Annotated in this window: 13 protein-coding genes; 4 read left to right on the top strand and 9 right to left on the bottom strand. The window is 72.0% G+C overall.

The window, feature by feature from the left end; genetic code table 11:
* Positions 1 to 221 precede the first annotated feature (221 nt).
* Together ABZX65_RS17600 and ABZX65_RS17595 are read left to right on the top strand one after the other, a co-directional pair.
* On the top strand, positions 222 to 1,067 hold the full coding sequence (locus ABZX65_RS17600) for a GAF and ANTAR domain-containing protein (protein ID WP_355340041.1): 846 nt from the start codon (positions 222 to 224) through the stop codon (positions 1,065 to 1,067).
* A 4-nt stretch (positions 1,068 to 1,071) separates the two neighbouring features.
* Positions 1,072 to 1,830, top strand: coding sequence for a GAF and ANTAR domain-containing protein (locus ABZX65_RS17595; protein WP_355340038.1), 759 nt, complete (start codon positions 1,072 to 1,074; stop codon positions 1,828 to 1,830).
* A 75-nt stretch (positions 1,831 to 1,905) separates the two neighbouring features.
* On the opposite strand, the gene ABZX65_RS17590 is transcribed toward ABZX65_RS17595, so the two are convergent.
* The 3 genes from ABZX65_RS17590 to ABZX65_RS17580 are packed head-to-tail and all read right to left on the bottom strand — an operon-like array spanning position 1,906 to position 4,314.
* Positions 1,906 to 2,721, bottom strand: coding sequence for a PIG-L family deacetylase (locus ABZX65_RS17590; RefSeq protein ID WP_355340035.1), 816 nt, complete (start codon positions 2,719 to 2,721; stop codon positions 1,906 to 1,908).
* A complete protein-coding gene (locus tag ABZX65_RS17585) occupies positions 2,721 to 3,509 on the bottom strand; it encodes a GAF and ANTAR domain-containing protein (RefSeq protein ID WP_355340032.1) in 789 nt (262 codons plus the stop codon). Before ABZX65_RS17585 ends, ABZX65_RS17590 begins: the two co-directional genes overlap by 1 nt.
* Positions 3,510 to 3,513: 4 nt before the next feature.
* Positions 3,514 to 4,314, bottom strand: a complete 801-nt coding sequence (locus ABZX65_RS17580) for a GAF and ANTAR domain-containing protein (protein ID WP_355340030.1) — start codon at positions 4,312 to 4,314, stop codon at positions 3,514 to 3,516.
* Between the two features lie 741 nt (positions 4,315 to 5,055).
* Between ABZX65_RS17580 and ABZX65_RS17575 the strand changes: the two genes are divergently transcribed.
* On the top strand, positions 5,056 to 7,347 hold the full coding sequence (locus tag ABZX65_RS17575) for a VCBS repeat-containing protein (RefSeq protein ID WP_355340027.1): 2,292 nt from the start codon (positions 5,056 to 5,058) through the stop codon (positions 7,345 to 7,347).
* A gap of 173 nt (positions 7,348 to 7,520) precedes the next feature.
* On the opposite strand, the gene ABZX65_RS17570 is transcribed toward ABZX65_RS17575, so the two are convergent.
* The gene (locus ABZX65_RS17570; protein ID WP_355340024.1) at positions 7,521 to 8,708 is read right to left on the bottom strand and encodes a glycoside hydrolase family 43 protein; all 1,188 of its coding nucleotides are present in this window, start codon (positions 8,706 to 8,708) and stop codon (positions 7,521 to 7,523) included.
* 442 nt (positions 8,709 to 9,150) lie between these two features.
* Between ABZX65_RS17570 and ABZX65_RS17565 the strand changes: the two genes are divergently transcribed.
* Positions 9,151 to 11,214, top strand: a complete 2,064-nt coding sequence (locus ABZX65_RS17565; protein WP_355340021.1) for a phosphocholine-specific phospholipase C — start codon at positions 9,151 to 9,153, stop codon at positions 11,212 to 11,214.
* Between the two features lie 101 nt (positions 11,215 to 11,315).
* Here the strand turns inward: ABZX65_RS17565 and ABZX65_RS17560 are convergent, their stop codons facing one another.
* The 5 genes from ABZX65_RS17560 to ABZX65_RS17540 form a co-directional block, all read right to left on the bottom strand.
* Entirely contained in the window at positions 11,316 to 12,401 is a 1,086-nt protein-coding gene (locus ABZX65_RS17560) for a hypothetical protein (RefSeq protein ID WP_355340018.1), read from the bottom strand.
* Positions 12,398 to 13,072, bottom strand: coding sequence for a hypothetical protein (locus ABZX65_RS17555; RefSeq protein WP_355340015.1), 675 nt, complete (start codon positions 13,070 to 13,072; stop codon positions 12,398 to 12,400). The genes ABZX65_RS17560 and ABZX65_RS17555 overlap by 4 nt, the downstream gene beginning before the upstream one ends.
* 207 nt (positions 13,073 to 13,279) lie before the next feature.
* A complete protein-coding gene (locus tag ABZX65_RS17550) occupies positions 13,280 to 13,675 on the bottom strand; it encodes a GNAT family N-acetyltransferase (protein ID WP_355340012.1) in 396 nt (131 codons plus the stop codon).
* Positions 13,672 to 14,937, bottom strand: a complete 1,266-nt coding sequence (locus tag ABZX65_RS17545) for a HAMP domain-containing sensor histidine kinase (protein ID WP_355340009.1) — start codon at positions 14,935 to 14,937, stop codon at positions 13,672 to 13,674. The genes ABZX65_RS17550 and ABZX65_RS17545 overlap by 4 nt, the downstream gene beginning before the upstream one ends.
* On the bottom strand, positions 14,928 to 15,590 hold the full coding sequence (locus tag ABZX65_RS17540) for a response regulator transcription factor (protein WP_355340006.1): 663 nt from the start codon (positions 15,588 to 15,590) through the stop codon (positions 14,928 to 14,930). The genes ABZX65_RS17545 and ABZX65_RS17540 overlap by 10 nt, the downstream gene beginning before the upstream one ends.
* Between the last annotated feature and the right edge of the window lie 369 nt (positions 15,591 to 15,959).

Below are 15,959 nucleotides of genomic sequence, written 5' to 3'. Positions count from 1 at the left end.
GGCCGCGGCGGGGTTCGGGGAAGCGCGGGGCGCGAGGCGCGGGGCGGGGTGTGCGGTGTGCGTACGGGGAAGCGCGGGGCAGGCGTGGGGGGTGTGCGTACGATGATGCCGTTCCGGTGCGACATCCGGGCGGCCGTCTGCTGGGAGGGCGAGATCGACCTCTACGCGGTTCCCCCTGCCCGTGCGGCGCCGGTCGTACGACGGCCGTCGAGCGGTGCCGCGTGATCAGCGACCGCATGGCGGAGATCCTGCGGGCGCTCCAGACCTCGGACTGGCCGGACGTCGCCGGTGGAGTCGCCGAGACGCTCGGCGTGGACGGCATCGCGATCAGCGCGGGCAGCCGGCCCGGCGCGTCGGAGGTCCTGTGGTCCTCCGGTGCCGGAGCGCGCGCCTTCGAGGATCTCCAGCTCACGGTCGGTCAGGGCCCGGGACCCGACTGCCTGGCCGGCGGCACCGCGGTACGCGTCCCCGACCTGGGGCTCACGCCGGCCGGCCGCTGGCCCGCCCTGCTGCGGGAGACGCCCGCGCTCAGCGTACGGGCGGTGTTCTGTTTCGCGTTGCGCGTCGGCGCGATCACGCTGGGCGTGCTGACGCTGGTCAGGGACGCGCCCGGCCGCCTGACCCCCGAACAGGACGGTGACGCGGGTGTCCTCGCGGGCCTGCTGACCCGGCGTTTCCTCGACCCCGGGGACGCGTGGACGCCGTCCAGCGGCCGTCCCGCTCTGTCCGCTCCCGGTATGCCCGGCCCCGCTCTGCCAGCCCCCGCCCTGCACCAGGCCGTGCTGCACCAGGCGACCGGCATGGTCAGCGTCCAGCTCGCCGTGCCGCTGGCGGAAGCGCTGCTGCGGCTGCGCGCCTACGCGTACGGCAACGACCGTCCCCTGACCGACGTGGCCCGGGACGTCGTGGCCAGACGGCTGAGGATGGTCCCCGACCCGAGCCCCGGTCAGAGCCCAGGTACGAGCAACGATCCTGGCACCGATCAGAGCACCGGTACGAGCACCGAACCGAGCCGCGGCCCGAGCCCCGATCCGAACCCGCCTTCACTTGCAGCAGACAAGGACTGACGCCATGACGACCCGCGAACAGCAAGTCACCGAGGTCTTCGTCGAGGTGGCCGACTTCCTGATCGACGACTTCGACGTGATCGACTTCCTCCAGAAGCTGTCGGTGCGCTGCATGGAGCTGCTGGACGTCGCCGCCGTCGGCGTCCTGCTCGCCGACGAGAACGGTGTCCTGCACGTACTCGCGGCCTCCGACGAACACACCAGGCTGCTGGAGCTGTTCGCGCTCCAGCACGACCAGGGTCCCTGCGTCGACTGCTACCACGACGGCGAGCCGCGGACCAACGTCGACCTCGGCGCTCCCGAAGTGGCCGCCGCCTGGCCCCAGTTCACCGCCGGGGCCGAGGCCACCGGATTCGTCGCCACCAACGCGCTGCCGCTGCGGCTGCGCGGCCGGGTGATCGGCGCGCTGAGCCTCTTCCAGACCGACCCGGAGCCGCTGACGGACCAGGACGTGACCCTCGCCCAGGCCCTCGCCGACGTCGCCACCATCGCGATCCTCCAACAGCGCACGCTCGCCCACGCCGAGGCCGAACGCGACCAGCTCCAGTACGCCCTCAACGCCCGCATCACCATCGAACAGGTCAAGGGCATCCTCGCCGAGCGCTGGCACCTGGGCGTCGACGAGGCGTTCAGCGTCTTCCGCTCCTACGCCCACGCCCACGGCCGCAAACTCTCCGACCTGGCCCGCGAGATCGCCGACGGCACGCAGGCCACGGAGACCATCCGCACCTTTCCGACGCGCGCGCCGCGGACGGGCGCGTAGGAGCGGGACACTCAGGCCCCGGGACGCCCAGGCCCTGGGGTGCTCAGGCGCCGGGACGCCCAGGCCCTGGGGTGCTCAGGCCGGTGTGAACACGACCTCGAAGTCCCGGACGTGGTGGGCGATTTCGCCGGGCGGCAGGACGGCCGCGTCATCCGGCGAGCTGCCGAGGGACCTGGCCTGGCTGACGAACCGCTGGACAGCGGCCCGCTTACGGGCGGCCACCTCTTCCGGCAGCCGGACGAGGGACGCCGACGCCCACGGCACGCGGGGGTCGTCGGGGCGGGCCCAGTGCCACATCCACACGGGATAGAGCAGGCAGGGCACCGACGCCTTACGGGCGGCGGTCAGCGCGGCGCGGCCCGCGGCCTCGTGGTCGCTGTGGACGTCACCGGTCCACGGCGCCAGGCACAGGTCGGCGTCGGACAGCAGCGGCACCAGGGCCGCGGCGACCTCGTCCTCATGGCCCGCCACCTCGGTGTCCGCCACTCTCAGCCGGACGATGTCCTGTGCGTCGGCGCCGAGTTCGGCCAGGGCCTCGCGCAATTCCGCGGCCCGGATGCCGACGAGCTGATGGGACGTGATGGCCGTGCTGTCGGCGTGGGACAGTTCGCCGTCGGTCACCGACACGACGGTCACCGCCACACCGGCCGCGGCGAGCAGCGCGATGCTGCCGCCCACCCCCAGCACCTCGTCGTCGGGGTGCGCGGCCACGACCACCACCCGTCCGGCGGTGGGCAGTTCGGTGCCGGCCAGGTGCGCCCAGCCGTCCCAGGCGCGCCAGTGCTCCTCGTCGGTGCCGGGCGCCTGGAGCGGATCGGCGTGCTCGGGAAGTTCGGTGTGCGGGGTGTCGGTGTGCTGCTCGGGGTTGTGCGGGGTGTCGTGCTGGTCCATCAGGATGTCTCCCTACCGGCCACGGGGCCGCCCGGTTCCGCGCGATTGGTTTCCTTGACGCCGTGCGCGATGACGTCGGTGTCGAAGCCGCCCTCGGTGATCAGGCGGGCCAGGTGCGAGATCTTGTGCTGACGCGCTCGGGCGAAGGAGCGCAAAGTGGCGAAGGCCAGGTCGAGGGACATGTTCCAGCGCTCGGCGAGGATGCCCTTGGCCTGTTCGACGATGATCCGGCTGTGGAGCGCGTACTGGAGCTGGTCGCGTTCCGCCTCGGCGTGCGCGAGGGTCCGCTGCTGGAGGATCGCGATGGTGGCCACGTCGGCGAGGGCCTGGCCGAGGACGATGTCCTCCGGTCCCAGGGGCGCGGGGTCGGTCCTGAACAGGCTCAGCGCGCCGATCACCCGGCCGCGCAGCCGCAGCGGCAGCGCGCTGGTGGCGGCGAACCCGCTCTCGTGGGCGCCGCGGCCGAACAGCGGCCAGCGCTCGACGGCCTCGTCCCCGGTGAGGTCGACGTTCGTACGGGGCCGCCCGTCGCGGTAGCAGTCGACGCACGGGCCCTGGTCGTACTGGAGGGCGAACAGCTCCAGCAGCCGGGTGCGTTCGTCGGAGGCGGCCAGCAGGTGCAGGGCGTCGTACTGGTCGGCGAGCAGGACGCCGACCGCGGACACGTCGAGCAGATCCAGGCAGCGTACGGAGAGCTTCTGGAGGAAGTCGATGACGTCGAAGTCGGCGGTCAGGGAGTCGGCCGCCTCGACGAAGACCTCGATGACCTGCTGTTCTCGGGTGGGCATGGCGTCAGTCCTTGTCTGCGGCGGGCGGGAGGGGTTCGGCGTCGGGGGCCAGCCGCAGTCGCCTGGCCACGACGTCGTGGGACACGTCCGTCACGGTGCGCCCGCTGCCGTACGCGTGGGCCCGCAGCCGCAGCAGGGCGTCGGCGAGGGAGACGGCGAGCTGGACGCTGACCATGCCGGTCGCCTGGTGGACCACGGCGTGATGGAGGAAGGGGAGGGGGTCCGGCGGGTCCGCGGGGTCCTGCGGGTTCATCGGGCCCGGCGGGTTCATTTGGCCCCGCGGGGTCACAGGGCCCTGAGGCCGCACACGATCCGCCTCTTGGCGTGCCCGACCGGCACCCTCCAGGAAGTGCCTGGTCAGGGCGGCGGCCAGAATCGCCGCGTCGGCGCTCTGCCCGCTGGTCAACGGCCCCGGCGCGCGCCGCACCGCGGTCAGCACCCCGAGTCCGATCCCGCCCATGCGCAGCGGGAAGCAGAAGACCGCGCGCGCCGCCAGGCCGGGCGCCTCCATGACCAGCTCGGGCCAGCGGTCGTGGCGGACGCGGGCCAGATCCGGCACCCGTACCGTCGTACCGCTCACCATGCAGTCGGGTCCCGGGCCCTGCCCCAGTGTGAGCTGGAGGTCTTCGAAGCCGCGCGACACGTCGTCGGAACACCACAGCACCTCGGTCCTGCCCGGCTCGTTCCCCAGCGAGACGGCGACGCCGTCCACCTCGAGGGCCGCGGCGCCCGCCACGGCCACCGCGGGCGACCCCTGGCCGTCCTGGAGCAGACGCAGTGCCTCCGCCAGGCGCTCAGCCGCCATCGGGCACCACCGCATACGGCCTCACATGGCCTCGATTCCCCGAGCGCGGAAGGAACGACGGACGGAGACCGGTCACGCGGTCATCGCGTTCGCGTAAGGGTGAACGGTCATCCGTTCAGCGGTTGTGGGTTCCGCCCGTCACGGCGAGGTGATCCGCGGGAGATCCGCGGCCCCGGTGGCGGCATCGCACTCAACCGACTGCGCCAGGGGCAGGGACGCTCCTTCCACCCTACCTCCCGGGCGTCCGCGGGCACCCTGACGTCACACCGTGCGCCCGGCCGGGAGGTCGGCGGCACGGCGCAGTACCGACCGCAGTTCCCAGGCCGCCGCGGACGCCGGCCCCCCGATACGACAGCGCCACCGCCGCCGCGACGTCGGGCCGAGCGGCGTCCGGGCCCACGACGGCCCCCGCGAACACCGCCGGTCAAGCCGACTCCGCTCGGCAACTCCTGAGACGGATGTGGCAAACTACCCGGCACCGCAGGGGGCGGTCACGGGCACGGGCGGATACGCCTGGCCAATCCCGCGGCTGGGCGGGCCCCAAAAGTCGGCATGCGTGCCGAGCCCACGGGCGCCCGGACGAGCCGCGTACGGAGGGGACTTCCGGCCAAGGACGCGCGAACGCGCCGCGAACGGCTGCGCCGTGCCCGCGCGCAACGCGCCAGGTCCCGCTGCGGAGGACATGAGGAGAACGCGACGGCCCCGTGCAAGGGGGGCGTTGCCGGAGGGAGGGGACGCGTCATGAAGAGGAAGCGCACGCTCAGACATGCCGGGCGACTCGCCGTGGCGAGCACCGTGGGGCTCGCCCTGCTCACCGCGCTGGTGGGCTCGGAGCAGACGGCCGCGGCCGACACAGGACCCGCGACGCACCACGTATCGACACCGGGTTGGAAAACAACGCTGTCCGGAGCGACCGCCGCGGGTTCACTGCATTCGGTGACGTCGGTGGATGCCGACCATGCCTGGGCGTCCGGCAGGGGGAGTGACGGCAACGGCGTTCTCATGCGCTGGGACGGGCAGGCGTGGTCCGCGGTCACGGACCCCGCATTGCCGCAGGTCGACTCGTGGTCGGCGGTCAGCGCGGCATCGGCGGACGACGTGTGGGCCTACGGTTCCAAGCCGACCTTCTCCGCCGGGACGCAGCATCTGGTCCACTTCGACGGGACGCGCTGGGAAGTCGTACCGACCGCCGGTGCTTTCGACCGGGCCTGGATCGAGGTGCCGATCAAGGCCGTCCCCGGCAGGCTTTTCAAGGGCGGCAACGCTCTTTACACCTACAGCGACGGTGCCTGGCAGACCTTCGCTCTCCCGGCCGGCGTGGACATCCGCGGCATCGACGCCCTGTCCGCGAACGACGCCTACGCGACGGGAATGCAGTTCCCCGTGGAAGGCGGCCACCCGGTGGCGTACCACTGGGACGGGACGACCTGGACGCTGATGCCCCAGCCGCCGGCGCCGGCGGTCGTCACCATGGCAACGGTGGCCGCGGTGTCCCCGGACAGTGTCTACATGGCCGGCTGGGGCTATTCCCCGGGCGCCAGACCAGCCCTCACCCACGTCGAGCGCTGGGACGGCTCGGCGTGGCACGACGTCACCGGGGATCTGACCGGGTTCCTCCTCGAGGCCCTCCGGCCGGACGGACACGGCGGGTTGTGGGCGGCCGGCTCGGACGATTCGTCGCTGCGCGCCGACCCCGTCTTCTGGCACTACGACGGCACCGCCTGGACGAAGCGGCTCGGGGCGACCGTGACCGATACCACCTATCCGTCCTACACGTTCCATGACATCGCGCCGGTCAACGGCAGCCGGTTCCTCGCGGTCGGCGAGTATCCGGGACCGGTGGAGAGCCCTTCCGATCCCACGTACTCGCGCGGCCTGATCGAACAGACCCAGAGCTTCCTCGACCTGACGGTCACCGACCTCAAGGCGTCGTCCACGGCGACACACACCGTGCGCGTCCACGCCGAGAGCCCTGGTCGGCTCACTGTCGCGTTCCGCCCGGCGGAAGGTCAGCCCGACTGGAGCAAGGCCGCGGTCGACATCAAGGTCGCGTCGGTGAGCGGCGGGCCGCAGGGCGCCTGCGAGCACACCGGAGGACCGGTCAACGACACGGCCGCGGCCGTGTCGTGCGACCTGCCCGCCGGCGACCACACCCTGACCTATGCGCTGGCGGCCGGTGCGTCCGTCGATGCCTGGAAGGTCGTGACGGACGTCCGCTTCAAGGCGTCCGACCCGGGCGCAGCCAGTCCGGAAGCCACTGTCGGCTTCGACGTCGACAGCCCGTCTGCCGTCCCGGCCAACAGCCGCCTCCTCGCGCGTGACGCGCAGGGGACGCTGTGGCGTTACGACGGTACGGGGAAGGCCGCTGGGCCGTACCAGCCGCGCGTGGCCGTCGGTGGCGGCTGGCAGGGGTACACAGCGATAACGGCGCTGTCGAACCTGACCGTGCACGGGTCGGGTGACCTGGTCGCCCGCGACGCGAGCGGCGTGCTCTGGTACTACCGCGGCGGCGGGGACGCCCGCCCGTTCACGTCTCGCGTGAAGGTCGGGGCGGGGTGGAACATCTTCAACGCGCTGATCGGCGCGGGTGATCTGACCGGTGACGGCAAGGCCGACCTCGTCGCCCGCGACGCGTCCGGCGCCCTGTGGCTCTACCAGGGCCGCGGCGACGGCACCTTCGCGCCGCGTACAAAGATCGGCCCCGGCTGGAACATCTTCAACGCGCTCACCTCGGTGGGCGACGTCACCGGTGACGGCAGGGCCGACCTCGTGGCGCGGGACGCCGACGGCGCGCTGTGGCTCTACCGGGGTCGCGGCAACGGCACCTTCGCGCCGCGCACGAAGATCGGCCCCGGCTGGAACACCTTCACGGCGATGGCCGGCGCGGGTGACCTCACCAGCGACGGGAAGCCCGACCTCGTCGCCCGCGACGCGTCCGGCGCGCTGTGGCTCTACCAGGGTCGCGGCGACGGCACCTTCGCGCCGCGCACGAAGATCGGACCCGGCTGGAACACCTACAACAGCCTGATCTGACACGGCGCTTGCCGTTCGGCCCGAGAACTCGTCCGCCCCAGCCAGCCGGCTTTCCGGCATCGGGGCGGACGAGTTCGTCCGTTGACGCCACCTCGCACGTGTCCCTCGGTCACGGGCGCCGTCGGAGCGAGGCGGGGGAGGGCCGGGGCCAGGGGCCGCCGGACCGGTGGGGGTTATTCGAAGAACTTCAGGCTGAAGCCGGTGTTGGAGGTGGGGCCGGGGACGTTGGCGCGGGAGTAGGTGGTGTTGCCCCACCAGCAGAAGGTGCCGGTGAACCAGTAGCGGTTGGACCAGGAGTAGGGGGTGCCCTTGGGGACGGCGGTGAACATGAGGGGGAAGCGGGGGCCGGCGGGCGGGCTGGTGCCGATGTCGCCGTTGAGGAGGACGAAGCTGTGGGAGCCGGGGCCGTTGACGTAGAGGGTGGGGTCCCAGCCGGACATCATGGTGGCGGCGTGCGCGCCGAACAGGCAGCCGTTGGACTTGTACCAGTCCCAGACGTACGTCGGGTCACCGCCGGAGCGCAGCCGCAGATCGGCCATGCAGTACTGGTCGCTCCAGCTCCCGTTGGCCGAATAGACGATGTGGAGCTGCCCGTTGGGGTCCTTGACGGCGGCGGGCGCCTCGTTGATGTACGGGTTGCCGACGACGCGCTCCCAGCTCTCGCGCGGCTGGGAGATGATGTAGCGCGCGCCGGTCGGCGTGGTGGGGCTGCTCATCCGGACGATGTACAGGTTCTGTTCGACGTTCGTGTCGCCCGCCCAGCCCGACCAGACGAACCAGCGCTGCCCGTTGAAGGTGAAGAGGTTCCCGTCGATGGCCCATTTGTCGTTGGGCAGGGCCAGTTGGGTTTCGGCGCCGTAGCCGCTGTCGGCCGTCGCCGAGCTGATGACGTACATCCGGTGCGCGGCTCCGGCGCCCGACGTGAAGTAGATGTAGTACCGGCCGCCGTCCACCACGATCTCCGGGGCCCACACCTCACCGCGGCCCTTGGTGTCCGACCAGACCTTGCGGGAGGCCGCCGCGCCGAGGGCGTCGGGCGACGACGCCTTCCGTACGGCGATGCCGCCGCCCGACGTCTCGGCCGAGATGTACGTGCTGCCGACCCGGATCACGCTCGGGTCGGCGTTGTGGATGGTGGTCTGGGACGCCTGGGCGGGCGCGGAACACAGCACGGCCAGCAGGGCGAGTACGGCCGCGAGGGCTGCGCACACTGTGCCGGCCAGGACACCCCTGCCGGTGCCGGACGAACCACCCGGGTCCCCGCCGGACGAACCCCCGGACGAGCCGCCCAGACCGGTGCCGGACGAACCGCCCCGGCCGCCGCCTGCCAAGGCACTGTGGAGACTTCGCAGAAGCTTCATAGTCCCGTTCCATGGTCGGGCCTCCGCTTCGACGCCGGGCGGGCGGTGGAGCGCCCGCCGAGGGACGACGTCCGGTCAGAACCGCATCGGAGGGGGGAACTTGGCGCTCTGACCGCTTGAATCCCACCGTTTCCACCGCTCCCGCACAAGGGTCAACACCGGTGGTAGCACGTTCCAACAGCATCGCGAGTGACCGTGGGCATGTCAATCACCCAAGGCGGTACGACTCGGCCGGTCAACCCGTACTCCCCCGCGCCCCATTGACACCATCCGCCCCGGATCACCATCATGTGCACGCCACACGTGTTCGCGTATGCCACAAATGCCCCCTCCGCACGCACCACCGCGCAGCCGGACCCGCCCTGTCGGGGCACCGCCAGAGCACGCTCAGAGCGCCACCGGCAGCACGGCCCGCCCCCACCGGACCGTCAGGAGAAGCCCCGTGCCCAACGTCGACCGCCGAAGGTTCCTGCAACTCGCCGGAGCCACCGCCGCCGCGTCCGTCCTCACCGGCGGCATCGCCAAGGCCGCCTCGATCCCGGCCGCCGCGGGAACCGGCACCCTCCAGGACGTCGAGCACATCGTCGTCCTGATGCAGGAGAACCGCTCCTTCGACCACTACTTCGGCACCCTGCGCGGCGTGCGCGGCTTCGGCGACCCCCGCCCGGCCACCCTGCCCAGCGGCAAGTCCGTCTTCCACCAGGCGGACGCCGCCGGGCACGAGACGCTCCCCTTCCGGCCGAACATCGACAACCTCGGCCTCCAGTTCCTCCGCGACCTCGACCACAGTTGGTACGGCACGCACCAGGCGTGGAACGGCGGCAACTACGACCGCTGGATCCCGGCCAAGACCACCACGACGATGGCGCACCTCACCCGCCAGGACATCCCGTACCACTACGCGCTCGCCGACGCGTTCACCATCTGCGACGCCTACCACTGCTCGATGCTCAGCTCCACCGACCCCAACCGGTACTACATGTACACCGGTTACTCGGGCAACGACGGCAAGGGCGGCGGCCCGGTGCTGGGCAACGAGGAGGCCGGGTACGGCTGGACCACCTTCCCCGAGATCCTGGAGCGGGCGGGCGTCTCCTGGAAGGTCTACCAGGACACCGGCACCGGCCTGAACTCCGGCGGCGGCTGGGGCTGGACGAACGACCCCTTCATCGGCAACTACGGCGACAACTCCCTGCTGTACTTCAACCAGTACCGCCACGCCCAGTCCGGCAGCGCCCTGTACGACAAGGCCCGCACCGGCACCTCGGCCCGCAACGGCGACGGCTACTTCGACCGGCTCAGGGCCGACGTCGTGGGCGGCAAACTCCCCCAGGTCTCCTGGATCGCCGCCCCCGAGGCGTTCTGCGAACACCCCAACTGGCCCGCCAATTACGGCGCTTGGTACATCTCCCAGGTGCTGGACGCGCTCACCGCCGACCCCGACGTGTGGAGCCGTACCGCCGTCTTCCTCACGTACGACGAGAACGACGGCTTCTTCGACCACGTCGTGCCGCCCTTCCCGCCCGCCTCCGCCGCGCGCGGGCTGTCCACCGCCGACGTCACCCAGGATCTCTACACCGGCGGGCTCTCCGGTTACGCGGCCGGGCCGTACGGGCTCGGGCCGCGCGTGCCGATGCTGGTGCTCTCGCCCTGGAGCACGGGCGGCTGGGTCTGCTCGCAGACCTTCGACCACACCTCGATCGTGCAGTTCATCGAGAAGCGCTTCGGTGTGCGCAACCCGAACGTCTCGCCCTGGCGCCGCGCGGTCTGCGGCGACCTCACCGCCGCCTTCGACTTCACCCGCAGCAACGCCGCCGCGCCCGCGCTCCCCGGCACCGGCGGCTACGTACCGCCGAACCACAACAACCCCGGTGACTACGTCCCCACCCCGCCCGCCACCGGCGCCGTCCCGCGCCAGGAACCGGGCCTGCGCAACGCCCGCCCGCTGCCGTACGACCTGGCCGCCGACACCCAACCCGCGGGCGGACGCTTCCAGTTCACCTTCCGCAACTTCGGCACGGCGGGCGCCGCCTTCCTCGTCACCTCCGCGGTCCGCTCCGACGGCCCCTGGCCGTACACCGTCGAGGCGGGCAAATCCCTGGTCGACACCTGGCTGATGCCCGCCGCCTCCGACCGCTACGACTTCTCCGTCCACGGCCCCAACGGCTTCCTGCGCCGCATGGCCGGCACCGCGGGCTCCATCGGCCCCGAGGTGACCGCCCGCCACACCCCCGCCACCGGCCAGGTCACCCTCGTCTTCAGCAACCCCACCGGCGCCCCCGTCACCTTCAACGCCACCGACGCCTACGCCCCCACCGCCCACTACACCTACACCGTGGCCGCAGGCGCCTCCCGCACCGTCCCCGCCTGGGGCGTCCCGGCCGGCAACCACTGGTACGACATCACCGTCACCACCACCACCGACCCCGCCTACCTCCGCCGCTTCGCCGCCCACGTGGAAACCGGCACCCCCAGCACCAGCGACCCGGCAACATCAACAACCTGAGGACCCCGCGGCGGCGCGAGTCCGTCCGGATCCCGCGCATCCCGGTCCGCCGGACGAGCCATGGGTCTGGTCCGCCCGGCTGAACCGCCCGCCGCGGACGGTCAGTTGTTGATGGTCTGGATCTCCCGGACCGTCACCTCTCGCGGGTCGCCGACCCTGCCGTCGGGCAGGGCGTAGGGGCCGCCGCTCGAACCTGTCCAGCTCACATGCCAGTTGACGGAGACGTCGAGCTGGTACGGCGGGGTGTTCTGCGTCGAGCGCAGGTACGTCACGCCGCAGGGAGGGGCTGCCTTCGGGTCGCCGTTGTAGGCGGCGCCGACCTTGCCGTCGGGTCCGATCGGGCAGTCGCCGGAGGACGGGAAGACGGTGGCGTCGGAGGTGCCGGGGGTGATGTGCACGGCGGACGGCTCCGCGGTGGTCTCGGCCCAGATCTCCCGGCCGCCGCCCAGGTCCACCGACGCCCGCACCTTCACCGGCGTGTACGCCTGTCGCAGGGTCACCCAGGTGGGGATGTTGACCGTCTGCGGGCCCGCGGGATTGGTCACGATCCTCACGCCGGGTACGTGGGTGTGGGCGAAGGCGAGCTTGGAGAGCATTTCCGGGGTGATCACATGCCCGGTCCCGGCAGGCGGCATCTGGCCGGTGGGCACCCACCTCGGCGTCTGGTCGTTGCAGCCCATCTGCGCCGACGGGTCGGCGTCCGGATTGACAGTCACCAGCCACCACATTCCCTTGCCGGCCTCGGCGCTGTTGAAGTCCTTGTAGCCCTTGTCCCCGCCGGGGTAGTCCAGCCCGTTCTGGTAGTGGTCCCGGTCCATCCCCATGGCGGTACGGAAAGTGCCGTGCACCTGGGGCAGTTCGTCGTTGAAGTTCTTCGTGTACTCCGCCTTGAACTGCTCGGGGGTGTACTTCGGCCCGAACCAGCAAGGCGGCGGCGTCCAGTTGACGTTGACCGACGCCAACGGTCGGCTCGCGCCGCTCGGCCTGCCCGTGGGATACGTCAGCCGGTACCCCTGGGCGATGGCCTCCAGGTTTCCGCCGCTGTCACCCGAACCCTTTCCACCCGAACCCTTTCCACCCGACGGCGGCAAACCGGTGTCGTCGAAGGCGTAACCCGGTGCCGCCGCGAGTAACACGATGAGCGCCGCGAGGGGCAGCGCGCGGCGGAGTGACCCCGTACCCGTCATTGCTTGCACTCCAACGCCCTTTCCTTGGTGGTGATCGACTGTGCTCGCCAGAGCTGCGTGCCGGGCCGGAACAGGCTGAGCACCAGTTGGTACGACACGTAGTTGCGGTCGTCAGCGCCGGTGACGTGCACCTTCCCGGTCCCGATCTCCTTGCTGAACAGCTTCGACTGGTCCTCGCAGAAGGTGACTTCGGCCGCCGAGTTCTTGGCGAGGAGCTTGACGGCGGGCCGGAAGAAGCGGTCGGTACCGGTCACCGTCTTCTTCGCGTCGATGTGCATCTGGACGTACTGCTTCGCGTAGCTGTACGCGTCGCCTTCCGCGTACGTGTTCAGGGCCCCGCCCTTCACGCTCTGCTCGACCACGCCGTGCGTCATCGACTGCATGAAGTCGGCCGACGCGGTCAGGACCCCGGCCTCGGCGTCGTCCGCCGGAAGCCGCCAGTCGAAGTCGAGCTTCAGGTCCGCGGGGAGCGCGAGCGCCGGGTCGACGGTCAACACCCCACCCGTCGCCGTAGGTTGCGCCGATGTCGCGGTCGCCGTCGCTGTGGCCGAGGGCGCCGTGGTCGGGGAAATCTTGCTGTCGCCGCCACCTGAGCCGCCGCCGCAGGCGGAGAGCGTCAACGCGGCGGTCGCCGCGAGAGCCGCGACGGGAAATGCTGAGCGGGCTCGCATGGTCGAAGTCTCCCGATCGGTTGTCCGTGGGCACCGTTCGGGGCGTCGGCGAAAAGGCCCCCTCGGACCCCGCACGCCTGACCCCCCGTATCCGCCACCCACGGTAGCGAAGAGAACGCGTGAGGTTCGAGAGTGCTCCCGCGCTCAGCGCGTCACGATCGCGTCACTGCGCGGGGAACACGACGGCTGCGGTGCCGGCATCCGGAGTCACAGGGCGATCAGGCCCGCTGGGGTGGGGCGGAAGCCGCACGTGTCGAGGTAGAAGGGGCGGAGGTGGGGCTCGAAGTCGACGTGGAGCCATTCGCAGTGGGCGGCGCGGGCGTGGTGGGCGGCGGTGGCGACGAGGTGGGCGCCGACGCCCTTCGAGCGGTGGGGCCGGGAGACGACGGTGTCCAGGAGGAAGGCGTGGGCGCCGCCGTCCCAGATGACGTTGACGAAGCCGATGAGGCGGGTGTCGTCGTGGGCGCAGACCCAGCCGAGGCTGTGGCGTTCGAGGCGGGCGCGCCAGTCGGTGCGGGCGGGCGGGCCGCCGAAGCCGTCGGCGTGAAGGGAGTTGAGGGCTTCGTTGTCGACGTGGCCGCGCCACTCGTAGGTGATCGTCACGCCGCGATCGTACGGTCGGCGCGGGCGAAGGTGACGGTGACGGCCAGGCCGCCGGGGTGGGTGGGGCGGGCGGTGAGCGTGGCGTGGTGGGCGGTGGCGATGGAGCGGACGATCGCGAGGCCGAGTCCGTGGCCGGACGCGGGTGAGGCGCTGGTGCGGTCGGGGGCGAGACGGCGGAAGGGCTCGAAGAGGTCGGGCACGCGGTCGGCGGGCACCGGATCGCCGGTGTTGGTGACCGTGAGGGTGTCGTCGGCGAGGTCGAGGGAGACGGCGCCGCCGGGGTGGTTGTACTGGACGGCGTTGCGGATCAGGTTGAACAGGAGGTGCCGCAGCAGGACCGGGTCGCCCTCGACGCGCAGCGGCCGGTCGGCGGTCACGGTGAGCCGGACGTCCTTCTCCTGCGCCAAGTGGCGCAGCTCGCCGGTCAGTTGACGCGCCAGCGGTACGAGGTCGACCTGCTCGGTACGTTCGAGGCCGCGGTCGCTGCGGGCGAGCAGCAGCAGCGCGTCGATCAGCCGCTCGGCGTCGCGGTTGACGGTGAGGAGGTCGTCGCGCACGTCCGCGAGGCCGTCGGGAAGCGGGTCGGCGAGGCCGACTTCGAGGCAGGCGCGCTGGACGGCCAGCGGGGTGCGCAGTTCGTGGGAGGCGTTGGCCACGAAGCGGCGCTGGCCCTCGAAGGACTTCTCCAGCCGGTCGAGCATCGTGTCGAACGTGTCGGCCAGGCGCTGGAGTTCGTCGGCCGGGCCGCTCAGTGCGAGGCGTTCGTGCAGGTTCTGCTCGCTGATCCGGCGGGCGGCGTCCGTCACGGCCGCGACCGGGCGCAGCGCCCGCCCCGCGAGCCACCAGCCGGTGGCGGCGGCCAGCACCGTCACAAGCACCAGGCCGATCGCCGACCACAGGATCATCTGGTGCAGCGCCGCGTCCTGCACGGCGCCCACGGTCCAGTGCAGCGCGCGGATCGAGATGCCGTCGCCGGTGCCGCCCGTGCCGCCCGCGCCATCGATGGCGTCCGTGCCGCCCGAGCCGCCGTGGGGTACGACGGGTCCGGTGTAGCCGGTGGGTGCGTACGTCGCCGCGTCCGTCGGTCCCCCGGTGGCGCGGCTGACCCCGATGCCCTGCACCTGCCGTGTCGTCCCGTAGCGCGCCAGCACCACGACGAACGCCAGCAGCGCCGTCCCCGAGAGGAGGAAGAGCCCGGCGAAGGCGGCGGCCAGCCGGGCCCGGAACGTCAGGTGCGGGCGCGGGGGCCTGATCAGCGGCACAGCCGGTACCCCTCTCCGGCGTCCGCCACGATCACGTCGGGCGGGCCGAGCTTGCCGCGCAGGCGGCTGACGGTGGCGCGCACGGCGCTGGTCCGCGGGTCCAGGTGCTCGTCCCACACGGACCGCACCAACTCCGCCTGCGTGACGGCCTCGCCGCCCGCGCCGACCAGCGCGTGCAGCACCGCGAACTCCTTCGGCGTCAGCTCGACCGCCCGCCCGTCGATCCGCGCCTCGCGCCTGGCGGCGTCCACCGTGATGCCCTCGTACGCCACCACGACCGGCGGCGCCTTCAGCACCCGGCGGCTCAACGCCCTGATCCGCGCGACCAGTTCGGCGAAGTCGAACGGCTTGGCCAGGTAGTCGTCCGCCCCCAGCCGCTCCAGCCCGTACACCCTGTCCTCGACCCCGCCCGCCGCCGTCAGCATCAAGATCCGCGGCGGCGCCGCCATCCCCCGCACCCTCCGGCACACCTCGTCCCCGCTCAGCACCGGCAGATCCCGGTCGAGCACGAGCACGTCGTACTCCGTGACCCCGCACATCCGCTCGGCCGCGTCCCCCGACACCGCCAGGTCCACCGCCATCGACTGCCGCCGCAGCCCGATCACGATCGTCCGCCCCAACACGTGATGATCCTCGGCCACCAGAACTCTCATGCGGGCCAGGGAAACACGGGGGGCCGTACGCGGAGATAAGCGTGCGTCCTCCGGACGGGTCGCCGAAGAACCGGCGGGCGCCGGGGCCGGTACGTGGCCGGCGGCGGCCCGCCGGGCGCGGGAGCCGTAGGCGCTACGCGGTACAAGCGGGCGGTGGCCGCCTGCCGGACGAGGGCCCGCGGAACCCCTGCGGTACGCCGTGCGCGCGGCGGTCGGCGACGCAGGACCGAAGGCGATACGGGGCCAGGTCCGCCGCCTGCCGGACGTCGGCAGACGGCCGCCGACGTGCGGCGTGGGCGGGGGCTTTGCTGGCCGGGGGCTTATGGGAACGTAACCGGGTTTATGCCGCTGCGCGGGGGCGGCTGGTGT

The sequence above is a fragment of the Streptomyces sp. NPDC003300 genome (assembly GCF_040610915.1).
Lineage (GTDB): Bacteria > Actinomycetota > Actinomycetes > Streptomycetales > Streptomycetaceae > Actinacidiphila.
The sequence above is the reverse complement of the archived record's forward strand: the minus strand, read 5'-3'. Positions and strand labels throughout refer to the sequence as shown.